Raw genomic sequence first — 15,644 nt, 5'->3', positions numbered from 1 at the left:
GGGTGTCCTGGCGGGACGGGGGCGTCCCGCCGGGGACTGGGCGTCCTGGCGGAGGGGGATCCGCCGGGGACTGGGCGTCCTGGCGGAGGGAGAACCTCCGCTTAGGTTCGCCTTACCTTACTCACCACGGGCCACTCCAGCACAACCGCCCCCCGCCCCTCAGCCGAACCCCCGCACGACCACCCTTATGTGTGAAGTGACCCGGCTCGTGTTGTTCGGCTGGAAGTGCGAAAACTAGCTTCGTGGCCGGAGGTGACGAGTCGATGACAGCGTGTGCCATCGAGACCGCGGCCGAGGACGACGACCACGACACGGACCGCGACACGGACGCCGGGTGGCCGACCGGGTTCACGATCACGGCGAACGGCGCGTACGCGGCCAGGCTCGCGGGCGCCGGCAGCGCCCTGTACGTGGAGCGGTGGACCCTCGACGGCCCGGAGCCGTACGCCGTGCCGCTCCCCCTCGCCCAGCCGGAGGAACCGGGCACCCGGGTGCTGCCCCTCGCCGACGGCCGGGTCCTCGTGGCCCGCCGGGTGGACGGCCGCCGCAACACCTTCTCGCTGCTCTACCCCACCGGCCCCGCCACCGGCGAGCTCCAGCTCGGCGCGGTGGAGGCCCCCGGCTCCGAGCACCTCGTGCTCCTGCCGCCCGCGCCCGACGGCGTCCGCGCCTACGCGATGTGCGTCGGCCCCGACACCACCACGCTGTGGCTGGTGGCGGGCGGCGCCTTCGGCCCCGAGCAGGTCGCCGAGGTGAAGGGCCGCTGCACGGGCGGGGTGTGGCTGGACCGGGCGGGCCGGATGCTCGCCCTCGACCGGCGGCTCGACGACGGTCCGGTGAAGGCCGTCGCCGTCGACCTGGAGCGGGGCGGCGAGGTGACCCCGCTGCTCCAGATCACCGAGGAGAGCGACGACCGGCTGCTCCTCGCGGACCCCGACAGCGGGCTGCTCCTGATCCGCTCCGACGCGCCGTCCCCGGGCCACGACCGGCTCGGCTGGGGAGTCCTCGGCAGCCTGCTGCCGGTGCGGTTCCCGGAGTGCCTGCGGCTCGACGACGCGGCGCTGACGCCGTTCGCGGTCCAGCCGGGCCAGGTCCTGATGCCGGAGAGCTGCGCGGTCGCCCTCCGGATCGACGCGGCCGGCGGCAGCTGGGTCGGCACCTGGCAGCCCTCGTCCCGCCGGCTGGGGCAACTGGCCGCCCCCGCGGGCTGGCTGGCCGGCGCCGGCCTGTGGACGGCCGGGGGCCTGCTGCGGCTCCCGTACGCGACGGCCGAGGTGCCCTGCGGTCTCGCCTCCGTCGAACCCCCGCCGGACCCCGGCCCGGAGCCGGTCGTCATCGCCGCCGAGGAACCCCGCGTCTGCCGCCCGGTGCCCTTGCAGCAGGCACCGCTGACGGACCGTCGACCCGGCGGCTGAGCCGTGCCTCCGCCGGAACCGCCGTCCCCGGACGGACGTTCCGGCCCCGCCGCCGGTGCTGGGGGGGGGTGACTTGCCGATCAGGCCGTCGCGAGCCCGGCCTGATCGACAAGACACCCCCGAGGGGCCGGGCGCTCAGCCCAGCGACTGCCGGCGGCCCGTCGCGGCGGAGCGCCTGATCGCGTCGAGCAGGCGGTGGTTGTGGACCGCCGTGCCGAAGTCGGGCCCGGCGGAGTCGCCCGTGCGGATCGCCCGCGCCAGGTCCGCGTACACCCGCCGCACGTTCCCCACCGGCCCCGCGGTCGGGGCCCCGGCCGGGGCGGTGGGGTCGAGGAGGTAGCGCTCGGGCAACGCGAGCGTCTCGACGGGGGCCCCGTTGGCGTCCGCGCGGGTGAGGACGAACTCGGGGCCGACCAGCGAGTCGTCGGTGGAGCGCAGCACGAGCCGGCCGGCCCGCCCGTGCACCTCGACGCGGAAGCCCTCGCCCCGCGGTCCGCCCGTCATGAAGTGCGCGGAGGCCGCCGCCCCCGATTCCAGCAGACCCGCCACCACGATCTGGTCCGGCGAGGTCACCTCGATCTCCTCGCCCGTCTCCTGGAGGGTCACCGTCCTGATCCGGGTCGTCAGGCTCGCGGACACCTCGGTGAAACGGCCCACGATCGACTCGTACATGTCGAGGGAATGGCCGCCGACGACCGCCACGTGGTCGACGCCCTTGGTCTTGTCGAACAGGTGGGCGTACCGCTGCGACCAGACCTCGGCGGACGCGATCGAGTAGGTGAGCGAGGTGGAGAGCACCTCGCCGACCGCGCCGTCGGCGAGCAGGTCGCGCAGGTACCGCACCATCGGGTGGTGGCGGGACTGCAGCCCGACCGCGTGCCGGACCCCGGCCGCCTCGGCGCTGGTACGGAACCGCTCGGCGGTCTCCGCGTCGAGTGCCAGCGGCCATTCGCTGTACACGTGCTTGCCGGCCGCGATCGCGGCCTCCACCAGTCCGTCCCGCTCGGGGAGTTGGACGGCGAGGGTGACCAGGTCGACCTCGGGGTGCGCCATCAGCTCCCGCGCGTCGTCGAAGACGTGCCGCGCGCCCCACACCCCGGCCGCCGCGCGGGCCGCTTCCAGGCTCCTGCCGGCGACCGCGGTGATCTCGTAGTCGTCCCGCGAGGCGGCGAGGGCGGGCAGGTGGATGGCCCGCCCCCAGCCGCGCTCGGCGTGCGCCCCGATCACTCCCACCCGAATCCTGTCCGCCACGACGACTCCCCCTGGTCCGCTCTTCTCCGGTGACATGGATCATGGTCCGCGAGCAAGGGCCGGAGCGGAAGGAGGCACATTCATGTCCCAGGGGAACACCGATGTGACCGTCCAGGTCGGCGCGGTGCGGGAGTGCGAGAATCCCGCCGCCGCGGACGCCTGCGCGGTGCTCGACGTCCTCGGCAGGGTCAGCGGGAAGTGGAGCATCGCCATCCTGCTGGTCACGACGCGGGGCCCGGCCCGCTTCACCGAACTGGAGCGGCAGGTCAAGGGAATCAGCCGCCGCATGTTGACCCTGACGCTGCGCAACCTGGAGCGCGACGGCCTGCTGACCCGCACCGTCCACCCGACGATCCCGCCGAAGGTCGAGTACACGGCGACCCCGATGGCGCGTGAGCTGTACGACTCCCTGGTCGCCCTCGCCGGCTGGGCCGAGCGGCACGCCGAGGCGATCGACCGGGCCCGCGAGGCGTACGACAGGACGTGACGGGTCCGCATCACTGGATCCACATCACTAGAATCATGCGTCGCACAGCAAGGCCGAACGACCGATTCATACGGGGTGAGTTCCAGCATGTCGGAGGCAAGCACGGAGGGGCAGGAGCCGAACGGCTCCGGTAGGCACCGCGGTGAGGCGTCGTCGTCGGAGGACTCCGCGTCCTCGCCGCACGGCCGCCACCGCCGGGAACCCGACGCGCGGTGACCGGACACGTCGACGCGACACCGTGAAGGGCCCCGGGTCTCCCCGGGGCCCTTCACCGTTCCCCACCTTCCCCCGGCCCCCGTCTCAGCCCTTCTTCAGGCCGAGCACCTCCCCCGCCGCGAAGGTCTCGCCCGCCGGGCGGGACGCGTAGTGCGGAGTCAGTACGGCGTCGAGTTCCTCGTACGTGAACGCCTCCTTGGCCGTGTCGAACTTCGCCGACACCTTCGGCCGGTCCACGACCGCGACCATCCCGCCGTGCACGACGAGCAGCTGGCCGTTGACGCCTGCCGCCGCCGGGGAGGCGAGGTAGCCGACCAGCGGTGCCACGTGCTCCGGGGACAGCGGGTCGAGTTCGCCCTCGGCCGCCGGCTCGGCGAAGCCCGCGAAGACGTCCTCGGTCATCCGGGTACGGGCCCGCGGGCAGATGGCGTTGGCGGTCACCCCGTACCGGGAGAGCGCGAGCGCCGATGAGGTCGTGAGGCCGACGATGCCGCCCTTGGCCGCCGCGTAGTTGGGCTGTCCGGCGGAACCGGCGAGGAACGCCTCGGACGAGGTGTTCACGATCCGGCCGTAGACGCCGGTCTCGCCCGCCTTGGAGCGGCCCCGCCAGTGCACCGCGGCGAAGTGGGTGGTGTTGAAGTGGCCCTTGAGGTGGACCCGTATCACCGAGTCCCACTCGTCCTCGCTCATCGAGAAGACCATCCGGTCGCGCAGGATGCCCGCGTTGTTGACCAGGATGTCCAGCTTCCCGAACTCGCTCACGGCCAGGTCGACCAGGCCCCGGGCCGTCTCGAAGTCGGAGACGTCACCGAGGTGCGCGACCGCCCGTCCGCCGGCCGCGCGGATCTCGGCGGCGACCTCCTCGGCGGGCGCCGCGGAGGCCTCGCCCGAGCCGTCGCGCCCGGCCTGCCCGTAGTCGTTGACGACGACGGCCGCGCCGAGCCTGGCCAGTTCGAGCGCCTCGGCACGGCCGAGACCGCGCCCGGCGCCGGTGACGACGGCGCTCAACCCCTCAAGAGGGAGTGACATGGAAAGGGGTCCTCTCAGACGCTCGGATCGGATCAGATCTCGATGCAGGTACGGAGGGCGACACCGGTCCGCATCTGCTCGATGGCCTCGTTGATGCCCGCCAGCGGGACCCGGTGGGTGATGAGCGACTCCAGGTCGATGCGGCCGGCCCGCCAGAGCGCGATGGTCCGCTCGTACGAGGTGAGCACGTCCCCGCCGCCGTACATCGAGGGCAGGATCCGCTTCTCGTCGAAGAACAGCTCGAACATGTTGAGCTGGAGGAAGTCGTCGAGGGCACCGGCGCCGACCACGCACAGGGTGCCGCCGCGGCGGGTCGTCTCGTAGGCGGTGCGCGCGGTGGCGGACTTGCCGACGACCTCGAAGACGTAGTCGAAGCCCTCGCCGCCGGTGATCCGCTGCTTGGCGTCGGCGAGCGCGTCCGGGGCGACCGCCTCGGTGGCGCCGAAGCGCAGCGCGGCCTCGCGGCGGGACTCGACGGGGTCGACGGCGATGATCTGGGCGGCGCCCTGGAGCTTCGCGCCCTGGATGGCGGAGATGCCGACGCCGCCGCAGCCGATGACGGCGACAGAGGAACCGGCCTCCACCTTGGCCGTGTTGATGGCGGCGCCGAGGCCGGTCGTCACGCCGCAGCCGATGAGGGCGGCGATGTCGAAGGGCACGTCGTCCGGGATGGGCACGGCGCAGCCCGCGGCGACGACGACCTCCTCGGTGAAGGTGCCGGTGCCCGCGAAGCCGAAGACGTCTCCGCCGGGGCGCTTGAAGTTGGGGACTCCGGCGTTGAAGAACCCGGCCAGGCAGAGCTGGGTCTGGCCGCGCTTGCAGGCGGGACAGGTGCCGCAGGCCGGCAGCCAGCAGAGCAGGACGCGCTGGCCGGGGGTGAGTCCGGTGACGCCGTCGCCGACGTCGAGGATCTCCCCCGCGCCCTCGTGGCCGGGGATGAACGGGGCGGGCTGCGGCAGGATGCCGCTCATGGCGGAGACGTCGGAGTGGCAGAGGCCCGTGGCCCGGACCCGGATCCGCACCTTGCCGGGGCCGAAGCCCACCGCCTCGACGTCGTCGAGGACTTCGAGTTTGTCCTGGCCGATCTCGTGCAGTACGGCTGCGCGCATGGTGCGGCTCCCATCGGGCTGGTGCGGTCGGGTGGATCGGGTGGACCTGGGTCGACCGGGGCGGACCGGGTGGACCGGGCGGGCCGGGCGGATCGGGTGGATCGGTGGGCCCGGCCGATCGGGTGGCTCAGGAGTGCTCGACGACGGTGTCGGCGAGTACGGGCGCGTCGTCGCGTTCCACGGCGGTGACCGTCACCTGGACGCTGCCCTCACCGGCCCACATCCGGATCCGGAGGGTCTCGCCGGGGAAGACGATCCCGGCGAAGCGGGTGCGGTAGGCGCGGACCCGGGTGACGTCCCCGTCGAGGAGGGTGTCGACGACGGCCTTGAGGGTCATCCCGTACGAGCACAGGCCGTGCAGGATCGGCCGGTCGAAGCCGGCGAGCTTGGCGAACTCCGGGTCGGCGTGGAGCGGGTTCCAGTCGCCGGACAGCCGGTAGAGCAGGGCCTGTTCCTCGCGGATCGGGCGCTCGGCGACGGCGTCGGGGCTCCGCTCCGGGACCGCGAGGCGCTCCGACGGCCCGCGGTCGCCGCCCCAGCCGCCCTCGCCCCGTACGAAGATCTGGGCGTCACTCGTCCACAGCGGTCCTTCGTCGTCGGCCGCCTCGGAACGCAGCACCAGGACGGCGGCCTTGCCCTTGTCGTAGACGGCGGCGACGCGTGAGGTCGAGACGGCCCGGCCGCCGGTCGGCACGGGCCGGTGGAGGGTGATCGACTGGCCCCCGTGCAGGACGGCGGCCAGGTCGATGTCGACGCCGGGGGCGGAGAGGCCGCCGACGACCCCCATGCCGGCGCCCGCGACGGTGGCGAAGCTGGGGAGGACGTGGAGCCTGGACTCCAGGGTGTAGCGGAGCTCGTCGGGGTCGGTCGCGGGCACGCCCGCGCCGAGGCCGAGGTGGTAGAGCTGGACGTCCTTGTGGTCCCAGGAGATCTCGGCGCTGCGGGGTTCGGCGGCGACGGCCTTGGCGGGGTCGATGGGCATCTGGCTGCTGCTCCTCGTGGCGGTGAAAGACCTCGGCGCGACCGTCCGCACCGTCGGTCGCACCGAGGCCGTGCGGGACCGTCCCCGAACACGCCCGTTCTAGAACGCGTTCTAGGTCGGTGGACCCCATGTATAGCCCAGCCGCCAGGACTTGTGAACCCTTCCCGCGCCACCCTTCTGACGGTACGTCAGGCCTGCCGCGCCCGCCCGGCGCACGGCCCGGCCGGGACATTTGTCACGGGCGGGTCCGTACATCCACGCCTGCCGGAGAACGGCCCCCGGTTCGTAGCGTCGTGGGCATGACGACAGACACCCCGCACCACCCGGCGGTCGCGTTCGGCGCCGCGAGCAAGACGTTCGGCGCGGTCCGCGCCGTCGACGGCCTCGACCTCAGCGTGCGGCGGGGCGAGACCGTGGCCCTGCTCGGCCGCAACGGCGCGGGCAAGTCCACGACCATCAGCCTGCTCCTGGGCCTCGACGAGCCCGACAGCGGCCGCGTCACGCTGTTCGGGGACACCCCGGAGCGGGCCGTCTCCGCCGGCCGGGTGGGCGCGATGCTGCAGGAGGGGCGGCCGGTCCCCCGGGTGACCGTGCGCGAGCTCGTCGCCTTCGTCGCCCGCACCTACCCCGCGCCGCTGCCCGTCTCCGAGGCCCTGGCGCTCGCCGGACTCACCGACCTCGCCGGCCGGCGCGTCGACCGGCTCTCCGGCGGCCAGACGCAGCGCGTCCGCTTCGCCGTCGCCCTCGCGGGAAACCCGGAGCTCATCGTGCTCGACGAGCCGACCGCCGCCCTCGACGTCGAGGCCCGGCAGGAGTTCTGGGACTCCATGCGGGGCTACGCCCGCCGCGGCAACACGGTCCTGTTCTCCACCCACTACCTGGAGGAGGCCGACGCGTACGCCGACCGGATCGTCGTCCTCGACCGGGGCCGCGTCCTCGCCGACGGCACCGCCGATGAGCTCAAGCGGGCCAACGGCGGCGCCCTCGTCTCCTTCGACCTGGCCGGCGGCCCCACCGACTGGCTCGGCCCGCTGCCCGGCGTCACCTCCTACGAGATCCGCGGCGACCGCGCGCGGCTGCGCACCACCGACTCCGACGCCACCGTCCGCGCCCTGGCCGAACGGGACGCGATCCGTTCCCTCGAAGTCGCGCCGGTCTCCCTGAACGACGCCTTCCTCGCCCTGACCCACCGCGCGGCCGGCGAGGCCGCCGGGGCCGCCGGGACCTCCGGGGCCGGGACCGCCCCCGTGTCCGTACCCGCATCCGTACCCGCTTCCCAGACCATGGAGACCTCGCGATGATCACCTCGTACGTACGCCTCGAAGTGCGGCGGACCCTGCGCGACCCCGGCTTCACGATCTCGACGATCGGGGTGCCGGTGATGATGTACCTCCTGTTCACCAACCTCGGTGCGGACGACAGCGCCTACAAGACGGCGGCCATGGTCGGCATGGCCGCGTACGGCGCGCTCGGCGCCGCGCTGTCCGTCGGCACGGGGGTCGCCGAGGACAAGTCCACCGGCTGGCTGCGGCAGTTGCGGATCACCCCCATGACGCCCCGCCAGGTCGTGACGGGCCGGGCCCTGACCGGGTCGGTCGTCGTCCTGCCCTCCATCGCCGGCGTGCTGCTCGCGGGCGGGCTCGCCAACGGGGTGCGGATGGACGCCTGGCAGTGGCCCGTGGTGGCGCTCACCCTGTGGCTCGGCTCGCTCCCCTTCACCCTGCTCGGCATCGGCAACGGCTACCGGCTCACCGCCCAGACCACCGGGGTCGTCAACGTCGCCTGCAACCTCGGGCTCGCGGTCGTCGGCGGGCTGTGGTTCCCCGTCGCCCTCTTCCCCGACTGGCTCCGCACGCTCTCCGAGTACACCCCCACCAACCGTTTCGCCGAGCTGGGCGTGGCGGTGACGGACGGCACGGCCCCCGCCGCGACCGCCCTCGCGGTCACCGCGGTGTGGGCGGCACTGTTCGGGGCGTACGCGGCGGTCTCGTACCGGCGTTCGGCGAGGACGGTGTAGGAAAGTGGACATGACGAACGGGTGGCGACGAGGACGGCGGCCTCGACGGGACGCGTCCCCGGACGCACCGGAGCGGAACGGGCGAGGCGCGGGCGTACGGGCGCGGCTGCGGGCGCGGTCCGACCGGGGGCCGACCGGGCTCAGCCTCCTCCCCTGGCTCCTCATGGGGCTCGGCGCGCTCTCCCACCTCATCGGCGGCGAGGCCCCGAACCCGTGGCTCGGCGTCGTCGGACTGCTCGCCTTCAACACGCTGTACATCGCGGTCGTGTTCCGGGCCTTCGACGAGCGCGCCAGGGAGACCCCGCTGACCTGGGCCCTGCTCGCCGCGCTCGGCGCGCTCACCTTCGCGCTGGCCATCGGCTACGGCCGGGAGTGGCTGCTGTTCTTCCCGCTCCTCGGCCTCGCGGTCGGCGCGGTGGTGCGCCGGGGCAGGCTGCTGACCAGGATCGGGCTGCCGCTGGTCCTCGCGGTCGGCGTCGTGACGTTCTGGAAGGACACCTGGGACTCCTTCGGCATCGTCTACGGCACCTTCATCTCGATCATGGTGACGGCGACGATCCTCGCCCTGGACGAGACGGTCCGGCAGCTGCGGGCGACCCGGGAGGAACTCGCCAGGACCGCCGTCGAGAAGGAGCGGCTGCGCTTCTCCCGCGACCTGCACGACCTGCTCGGCCACACCCTCTCCGTGATCGTGGTCAAGACGGAGGTCGTACGCCGGCTCGCCCCGCACGACCTCGACGCGGCGCTCGACCAGGTCCGCGACATCGAGTCGGTGGGCCGCCAGGCCCTCACCGAGATCAGGGAGGCCGTCACCGGCTACCGCGAGGGCGGCCTCGCCACCGAACTCGACCGCGCCCGCGACGCGCTCTCCTCGGCCGGGATCGAGCCGGTGGTGCGCCGCTCGGGCCCGCTCCTCGAACCCGCCGCCGAGGCCCTCCTCAGCTGGGTCGTCCGCGAGTCCGCGACCAACGCGGTCCGCCACAGCGGCGCCACCCGCTGCGAGATCGAACTCTCCGGCACCGCCGAACGCGCCCGCCTCACCGTCACCGACAACGGCCGCGGCCCCTCCGGCACCGCCCCTGGCAGCGGTCTGCGCGGCCTGCGCGAGCGGCTGGCCGCCGCAGGCGGCACTCTTGACTCGGGACCGGCCCCCCGGGGCGGGTTCCGGGTCACCGCGGAACTCCCCGTGGAGGCCCAGGGCCCGCACGAGGGGGAGCCGACCCAATGATCAGAGTGCTGCTCGCCGAGGACCAGGGCATGATGCGCGGCGCGCTCGCGCTGCTGCTCGGCATGGAGCCCGATATCGAGGTCGTCGCCCAGGTCGGACGGGGCGACGAGATCGTCGACGCGGCCCTCCTCTCCCGGCCCGACGTCGCTCTCCTCGACATCGAGCTCCCCGGCCGCTCGGGCCTCGACGCCGCCTCGGACCTCCGCGACGAGGCTCCCGACTGCCGGGTCCTGATCCTCACCACCTTCGGCCGGCCCGGCTACCTCCGCCGCGCGATGGAGGCCGGCGCGGTCGGCTTCCTCGTCAAGGACGGTCCGGTCGAGGAGCTGGCCGAAGCCGTCCGCAAGGCCCTCCGCGGCGAGACCGTCATCGACCCGGCCCTCGCCGCCGCCGCCCTCAGCGCCGGCCCCAACCCCCTCACCGCCCGCGAACGCGACGCCCTCTCCGCCTCCGTCGACGGCGCCACCATCTCCGACATCGCCGCCGCCCTCCACCTCTCCGAGTCCACCGTCCGCAACTACCTCTCCTCCGCCATCGGCAAGACCGGCACCCGCAACCGCATGGAAGCCGTGCGCGCGGCGCGGCAGCAGGGCTGGCTGTAGGGCCGGCTGTGGGGCGGCGTCACGGGCCCGGCGCGGCTCACCCGCGGCGCGGGGCGGCTCACCCTCGGCGCGGGGCCTTCTTCGGGAGCCACAGCAGCATCAGCAGGGCCGCGGCGAGGAGGATGGCCGTCGAGACGCGGAACGCGGCCGCGTAACCGGCGGTGAGGGCCTCGGGGTCGTGGGCGGCGCCGGTGGTGGCCGCGGCGACGGTGGAGAGCGCGGCGAGCCCGAGGGCCCCGCCCATCGTCCGGGAGGTGTTGACGAGGCCCGCGACGAGACCCGCGTCGTCCGGGGACGCGCTCGACGTGGCGAGGGTGGCCAGCGGGGTGGTGGCGAGTCCGATCCCGGCCATCATCAGGACGCCGGGCCCCAGGATCGTCCCCAGGAACGTGCCGTCCGCGGTCATCGTCGACTGCCAGGCGAACCCGGCCGCGCCGACGAGGGCGCCGAGCACCGCGAGGTTCCGGGCGCCGACGGGAGGGATCAGGCGCGGGGCGAGCTTCGAGCCCAGGATGACGCTCAGGGAGCTGGGGACCAGGGCGAGGCCGGCCTGGAGCGGGGTGTGTCCGAGGACGTTCTGCGCGTACACCGTCATGAAGTACCACATGCCGAAGGAGCTCGAACCGCACAGCAGGATGGCCACGTTGGCCGCCGCCACCGCGCGCGTACGGAAGATCTTCAGCGGCATGAGCGGGGCGGACGCGCGGGCCTCGACCGTGACGAAGGCGCCGAGGAGGGCGAGGCCTCCGAGGAGCGTCAGCAGGGTCGCGGGGTCCGTCCAGCCCGCCTGCTCGGTGCGGACGATCCCGTACGCGAGGGTGGCGAGCCCGCCGGTGACGAGGAGGGCGCCCGGCAGGTCGAGCCGGCGCCCGCTGCCGGTGCGGCTCTCCCGCAGCCAGAGCAGCGCGCCCGCGAGGACGAGCGCGCCGACCGGGACGTTGATGAGGAGGACCCAGCGCCACGAGAGCAGGTCGACGAGGAGGCCGCCGACGAAGCCGCCCGCAGCGCCGCCGGCCGCCCCCACCGCCGTCCAGGTCGCGATGGCCCGCGTCCGGGCCGCGCCGGCCGGTACGGCGTCCGTGACCAGTGTCAGGGTGGCGGGGGCGAGGACGGCGGCGCCGAGCCCCTGCACGGCGCGGCCCGCGATCAGCTGCCAGCCCTCCTGCGCGAGCCCGCCGGCGACCGAGGCCCCGGTGAACAGCCCGAGGCCCAGGAGGAACATCGCCTTCCGCCCGTACAGGTCCGCGGCCCTCCCGCCGAGCAGCATGAAGCCGGCGAAGGCGATCGCGTACGCGTTGAGCACCCACTGGAGCGCGAGCTCCGAGAGCCCGAGGCCGGTCCGCATCGAGGGCAGCGCGACGTTCACGACGGAGACGTCGAGCACGACGAGGAACTGGCCCGCGCAGGCGATCAGGACGACCGCCCAGGGCCGGGACCGCGCGGGCGCGGACGGCGTTCCGGACGTGCTGAGCGGGGCGGAGTCGGTCTGCGGCATGTGTGTCATGGTCGCCGACCGGCTTCGCCCCTGTACATACGGCGTGGGTCCTACGCCCGGCGGCCCGGTCCCACGCGCGTGCGTGGGCGGGTCCGTCCCGCGGGGCTATGCCTTGCGGAGGAGGGTGACGACGGCGGCGCCGCCGAGGCCGATGTTGTGGGCGAGGCCGACGCGGGCGCCGGTGACCTGGCGGGGGCCGGCCTCGCCGCGGAGCTGCCAGACGAGTTCGGCGGTCTGGGCGAGGCCGGTGGCGCCGAGGGGGTGGCCCTTGGAGATGAGGCCGCCGGAGGGGTTGACGACCCAGCGGCCGCCGTAGGTGGTGGCGCCGGATTCGACCAGCTTGCCGGAGGCGCCTTCGGCGCACATGCCGAGCGCCTCGTAGGTGAGGAGCTCGTTGATGGAGAAGCAGTCGTGGAGTTCGACGACGTCGACGTCCTCGATGCCGAGCCCGGAGCGTTCGTAGGCCTGCTGGGCGGCGGCCCGCGACATGGGCCGGCCGACGGCGTCGATGCAGGAGCCGGAGGCGAAGGAGTCGCCGGTGTCGGTGGTCATGGACTGGCCGGCGATCTCCACCGCCCGCCCCCTCAGCCCGTGTTCGTCGACGAAGCGTTCGGAGACGACGACGGCGGCGGCCGCGCCGTCGGAGGTGGGCGAGCACTGGAGCTTGGTGAGGGGCCGGTGGACGGTCTTGGCGGCGAGGATCTCGTCGACCGTGTAGACGTCCTGGAACTGCGCGTGGGGGTTGTTCGCGGAGTGCTGGTGGTTCTTGGCGCCGACGGCCGCGAGCTGGACCTCGGTCGTCCCGTACCGCTCCATGTGTTCGCGGGCCGCGTTGCCGAAGATCTGGGCGGTGGGCGGGGACATCTCGAAGCCGTGGGCGGCGGCCATGATCCCGTAGTGCCGGGCGACGGGCGAGGTCTTGCCCCCGACATCAGCGGCTCCGCCGCGGGCACCCGCGCCCGCGCCGCCGCCGAGCGCGCCCTTGCTCATCTTCTCGAAGCCGAGGGCGAGAACGCAGTCGGCGACGCCGCCCTCGACGAACTGGCGGGCGGTCATGAGGGCGGTCGAGCCGGTCGCGCAGTTGTTGTTGAGGTTGTAGACGGGGATGCCGGTGAGGCCGAGCTCGTACACGGCGCGCTGGCCGGCCGTGGAGGCCTGGAAGCAGTAGCCGACGGCGGCCTGCTCCACGCGCGCGTAGGGGACGCCCGCGTCGGCGAGGGCCGCCGTGCCGGCCTCCCGGGCCATGTCCCAGTACTGCCAGTCCCGGGTCTCGGGCTTCTCGAACTTCGTCATGCCGACACCGACGACGTACGCCTTGGCCATCTGTCTCTCCCCCTGGTCAGTCTCGCGGCAGGCCGAGCAGGCGCTCGGCGACGACATTGAGCTGGACTTGCGTGGTGCCGCCCGCGATGGTGAGGCAGCGGGACATGAGCAGGCCGTGGACGGCCCGTTCGCCGGGTCCTTCGCGCACCGCGCCTTCGGGGCCGAGGAGTTCGAGGGTGAGTTCGGCGAGTTTCTGCTGGTGGAGGGTCTGGACGAGCTTGCGGACGCTGGCGCCCGCACCCGGTTCGAGCCCTGACACCTGGAGCAGGGTGGTCCGCAGGCCGATGCACGCGAGCGCGTGCGCCTCGGCGAGCAGCCCCCCGACCCGTACCCGTACGGAACTGTCCTCCCGCGCGGCCCGGTCGATGAGCGCTTCCAGGCCGGTGTCGAAGGCGACCTGGTCGGCCATGTGGACGCGTTCGTTGCCGAGCGTGTTGCGGGCGACCCGCCAGCCGTCGTCCACCTCGCCGACCACGGCGTCCGCCGGGAGGACCGCGTCGTCGAACCAGACCTCGTTGAAGAGCGAGTCCCCGGTGATCTCCTTCAGCGGCCGTACGTCGATCCCGGGCGTGTTCCGCATGTCGACGAGGAAGTACGTGAGCCCCTGGTGCTTGGGCGCGGCGGGGTCGGTCCGCGCGAGCAGGATGCCGTGGTGGGCCCACTGCGCGGCGCTCGTCCACACCTTCTGGCCGTTGATCCGCCAGCGCCCGTCCTCCATGCGCTCGGCCCGGGTCCGCAGCGAGGCCAGGTCCGAGCCCGCCCCGGGCTCGGAGAACAGCTGGCACCACAGGCGCTCCCCGCGCAGCGTCGGGCCGAGGTGCTCTGCCTGCTGCGCGGGCGTGCCGTGGGCGAGGAGCGACGGCACGACCCAGGTGGCGATCCCGAGACCCGAGACCGTAATCCCCGCCTCGTCCAGTTCCCGCTGGACGGCCAGCTGCTGGAGCGGCCCCGCGCCGAGGCCGTACGGCTCCGGGAGGTGCGGCGCCGCGTATCCGGTGGGCGCGAGGGCGCGGCGGGCGGCGGCCGGATCGAGCCCGACGGCGGGCCCGACGGCCTCCCTGGCCGCCGCCCGGAATCCGTCGGCCTCCGGCGGCAGATCGAGCCGCAGCCCCCGCCGTACCCCCTCGGCCGCCTGGCGCAGAGCGGCGAGCCTGTGCCGGTCCCCGCTCCCGAGGAGCTGACGGGCGACGAGGGCCCGCCGGAGCAGCAGGTGGGCGTCGTGCTCCCAGGTGAAGCCGGTGCCGCCGAGGATCTGAATGCAGTCCTTGGCGCAGCTGTACGCCGCGTCCAGCGCCGTCGCGGCCGCCAACGACGCGGTCAGCGGCCGCCCCTCGTCGTCGCCGGCGGCGGCCCGTGCCGCGTCCCAGGTCAGCGCACGCGCCTGCTCGAGCCGCACCAGCATCTCGGCGCACAGATGCTTCACGCCCTGGAACTGCCCGATCGGCCGCCCGAACTGCTCCCGCGTCCGCGCGTGCTCCGCCGCCATCTCGACGGCCCGCGCCGCGGTGCCACACGCGTCCGCGGCGAACAACACGGCAGCGAGGTCCCGGACGAGGGCGGTGACGGCGGTGGTCCCTGCGGCTGTGGGAGCGGGTGTGGCGGTGGCGGTGGCCGCGGCTGTGGCTGGGCCGGTGGCGGCGGCTGGGGCGGGGCCGGTGGCGGTGCCGGTGGCGACGGCTGCGGCGGTGGCGCCGGGGGTTTCGGTGAGGGTCAGGGCGCGGGTGGCCGTGACGTGGGTGGCGTGGGCGGTGATCTCGGCGGTCGGCCGGGTCGGGTCGGCGCTTTCGTGGGGCCGTACGGCGAGCGTGTCGGCGTCCACGGCGAGCCAGACGCTGCCGTCGGCGGTCGCCGCCCGGAGGATCACCAGGTCCGCCTGGGCGCCGCCGAGAACGGGTGGCGCGGTGCCGTCGAGCAGGTACCCGCTCGCGGTCCGTACGGCGGTGAGGGTGCCGGTCCCGCCGATCGCGACGGCCGCGATCCGCTCCCCGCGCGCGATCTCCCCCGCGAGCTCTTCCCGCCCGGCCCGGTGCAGCAGTTCGGCGGCGAGTACGGAGGGCAGGTACGGCCCCGGCAGCAGTGCGCGCGCCGCCTCCTCCACGACGACGACGAGGTCCCCGAGCCCGCCGCCCCCGCCTCCGGACTCCTCGGGCAGGTGCAGCCCGAGCAGCCCCTGCTCGGCGGCGGCGTCCCAGTAGCCGGGGCGACCGGTCGCGGTGTCGGGGACGTCCAGGTGCTTGCGGACTTCCTCGGGCGGTACGGCGCGGGTGAGCCAGCCCCGGACGGATCGGGCGAGCTCCCGCTGTTCGTGCGTGATGGCGATGCCCATGCCGCGCAGACTAGAACACGTTCCATTCTGACGGAAGGTCAGAAACGAGTCGAGAAAAATCTGCATGACGCAGAGGAAGGAACGCTGCCGACACCCGCGCGCGGACGGCTGACGACAACGAACGACCTGTCCTCGCGGCCCCGTTGTCAGTGGTGCGTGACACG

13 protein-coding genes are annotated in these 15,644 nt (G+C 74.0%); 6 read left to right on the top strand and 7 right to left on the bottom strand.

The annotated features are described in order from the left end of the window. Positions 1-263: 263 nt before the first annotated feature. Positions 264-1,415 carry a hypothetical protein gene (locus ACZ7G1_RS27235; protein WP_470879458.1) on the top strand — a complete coding sequence of 384 codons (1,152 nt, stop codon included), beginning with the start codon at positions 264-266 and terminating at the stop codon, positions 1,413-1,415. A gap of 135 nt (positions 1,416-1,550) precedes the next feature. On the opposite strand, the gene ACZ7G1_RS27230 is transcribed toward ACZ7G1_RS27235, so the two are convergent. Further along, positions 1,551-2,666, bottom strand: coding sequence for a Gfo/Idh/MocA family protein (locus ACZ7G1_RS27230; RefSeq protein ID WP_470879457.1), 1,116 nt, complete (start codon positions 2,664-2,666; stop codon positions 1,551-1,553). A gap of 82 nt (positions 2,667-2,748) precedes the next feature. Here ACZ7G1_RS27230 and ACZ7G1_RS27225 point away from each other — a divergent pair, with 82 nt between their 5' ends. After that, a complete protein-coding gene (locus tag ACZ7G1_RS27225) occupies positions 2,749-3,153 on the top strand; it encodes a winged helix-turn-helix transcriptional regulator (protein ID WP_470879455.1) in 405 nt (134 codons plus the stop codon). Between the two features lie 300 nt (positions 3,154-3,453). On the opposite strand, the gene ACZ7G1_RS27220 is transcribed toward ACZ7G1_RS27225, so the two are convergent. The 3 genes from ACZ7G1_RS27220 to ACZ7G1_RS27210 all read right to left on the bottom strand — a co-directional run bounded on the left by ACZ7G1_RS27220 (position 3,454) and on the right by ACZ7G1_RS27210 (position 6,489). Then, on the bottom strand, positions 3,454-4,398 hold the full coding sequence (locus tag ACZ7G1_RS27220; RefSeq protein ID WP_470879453.1) for a 3-oxoacyl-ACP reductase: 945 nt from the start codon (positions 4,396-4,398) through the stop codon (positions 3,454-3,456). A gap of 32 nt (positions 4,399-4,430) precedes the next feature. Then, positions 4,431-5,507 (bottom strand): Zn-dependent alcohol dehydrogenase, encoded by a 1,077-nt coding sequence (locus ACZ7G1_RS27215; protein WP_470879452.1) that lies wholly within the window; start codon positions 5,505-5,507, stop codon positions 4,431-4,433. A gap of 127 nt (positions 5,508-5,634) precedes the next feature. Further along, positions 5,635-6,489, bottom strand: coding sequence for a MaoC/PaaZ C-terminal domain-containing protein (locus tag ACZ7G1_RS27210; protein WP_470879451.1), 855 nt, complete (start codon positions 6,487-6,489; stop codon positions 5,635-5,637). A gap of 299 nt (positions 6,490-6,788) precedes the next feature. Here ACZ7G1_RS27210 and ACZ7G1_RS27205 point away from each other — a divergent pair, with 299 nt between their 5' ends. Genes ACZ7G1_RS27205 through ACZ7G1_RS27190 form a run of 4 tightly spaced genes read left to right on the top strand, consistent with a single transcriptional unit; the run spans position 6,789 to position 10,336 of the window. After that, positions 6,789-7,790, top strand: coding sequence for an ABC transporter ATP-binding protein (locus tag ACZ7G1_RS27205; protein WP_470879450.1), 1,002 nt, complete (start codon positions 6,789-6,791; stop codon positions 7,788-7,790). Continuing rightward, positions 7,787-8,506, top strand: a complete 720-nt coding sequence (locus tag ACZ7G1_RS27200; RefSeq protein WP_470879449.1) for an ABC transporter permease — start codon at positions 7,787-7,789, stop codon at positions 8,504-8,506. Before ACZ7G1_RS27205 ends, ACZ7G1_RS27200 begins: the two co-directional genes overlap by 4 nt. A 10-nt stretch (positions 8,507-8,516) precedes the next feature. Beyond that, positions 8,517-9,734, top strand: coding sequence for a sensor histidine kinase (locus tag ACZ7G1_RS27195; protein WP_470879448.1), 1,218 nt, complete (start codon positions 8,517-8,519; stop codon positions 9,732-9,734). Further along, a complete protein-coding gene (locus ACZ7G1_RS27190) occupies positions 9,731-10,336 on the top strand; it encodes a response regulator (RefSeq protein ID WP_470879447.1) in 606 nt (201 codons plus the stop codon). The genes ACZ7G1_RS27195 and ACZ7G1_RS27190 overlap by 4 nt, the downstream gene beginning before the upstream one ends. Positions 10,337-10,394: 58 nt before the next feature. Here the strand turns inward: ACZ7G1_RS27190 and ACZ7G1_RS27185 are convergent, their stop codons facing one another. The 3 genes from ACZ7G1_RS27185 to ACZ7G1_RS27175 form a co-directional block, all read right to left on the bottom strand. Continuing rightward, the gene (locus ACZ7G1_RS27185; protein ID WP_470879446.1) at positions 10,395-11,840 is read right to left on the bottom strand and encodes an MFS transporter; all 1,446 of its coding nucleotides are present in this window, start codon (positions 11,838-11,840) and stop codon (positions 10,395-10,397) included. Positions 11,841-11,936: 96 nt separating this feature from the next. Then, complete coding sequence (locus ACZ7G1_RS27180; RefSeq protein ID WP_470879444.1) at positions 11,937-13,154, bottom strand: lipid-transfer protein; 1,218 nt, start codon at positions 13,152-13,154, stop codon at positions 11,937-11,939. A gap of 16 nt (positions 13,155-13,170) precedes the next feature. Beyond that, the gene (locus ACZ7G1_RS27175; RefSeq protein WP_470879442.1) at positions 13,171-15,480 is read right to left on the bottom strand and encodes an acyl-CoA dehydrogenase; all 2,310 of its coding nucleotides are present in this window, start codon (positions 15,478-15,480) and stop codon (positions 13,171-13,173) included. Positions 15,481-15,644 lie beyond the last annotated feature (164 nt).

The sequence above is a fragment of the Streptomyces sp. NPDC037273 genome, assembly GCF_055603625.1.
Note: the sequence above shows the minus strand (reverse complement) of the source record. Positions and strands in the feature narration are given on the sequence as shown.

Bases quoted from the DNA above. Each gene is read 5' to 3' on its own strand.
- ACZ7G1_RS27235 (WP_470879458.1), top strand. From the start codon at position 264: ATGACAGCGTGTGCCATCGAGACCGCGGCCGAGGACGACGACCACGAC.
- ACZ7G1_RS27225 (WP_470879455.1), top strand. From the start codon at position 2,749: ATGTCCCAGGGGAACACCGATGTGACCGTCCAGGTCGGCGCGGTGCGG.
- ACZ7G1_RS27220 (WP_470879453.1), bottom strand. From the start codon at position 4,398: ATGTCACTCCCTCTTGAGGGGTTGAGCGCCGTCGTCACCGGCGCCGGG.
- ACZ7G1_RS27215 (WP_470879452.1), bottom strand. From the start codon at position 5,507: ATGCGCGCAGCCGTACTGCACGAGATCGGCCAGGACAAACTCGAAGTC.
- ACZ7G1_RS27210 (WP_470879451.1), bottom strand. From the start codon at position 6,489: ATGCCCATCGACCCCGCCAAGGCCGTCGCCGCCGAACCCCGCAGCGCC.
- ACZ7G1_RS27205 (WP_470879450.1), top strand. From the start codon at position 6,789: ATGACGACAGACACCCCGCACCACCCGGCGGTCGCGTTCGGCGCCGCG.
- ACZ7G1_RS27200 (WP_470879449.1), top strand. From the start codon at position 7,787: ATGATCACCTCGTACGTACGCCTCGAAGTGCGGCGGACCCTGCGCGAC.
- ACZ7G1_RS27195 (WP_470879448.1), top strand. From the start codon at position 8,517: ATGACGAACGGGTGGCGACGAGGACGGCGGCCTCGACGGGACGCGTCC.
- ACZ7G1_RS27190 (WP_470879447.1), top strand. From the start codon at position 9,731: ATGATCAGAGTGCTGCTCGCCGAGGACCAGGGCATGATGCGCGGCGCG.
- ACZ7G1_RS27185 (WP_470879446.1), bottom strand. From the start codon at position 11,840: ATGACACACATGCCGCAGACCGACTCCGCCCCGCTCAGCACGTCCGGA.
- ACZ7G1_RS27180 (WP_470879444.1), bottom strand. From the start codon at position 13,154: ATGGCCAAGGCGTACGTCGTCGGTGTCGGCATGACGAAGTTCGAGAAG.
- ACZ7G1_RS27175 (WP_470879442.1), bottom strand. From the start codon at position 15,480: ATGGGCATCGCCATCACGCACGAACAGCGGGAGCTCGCCCGATCCGTC.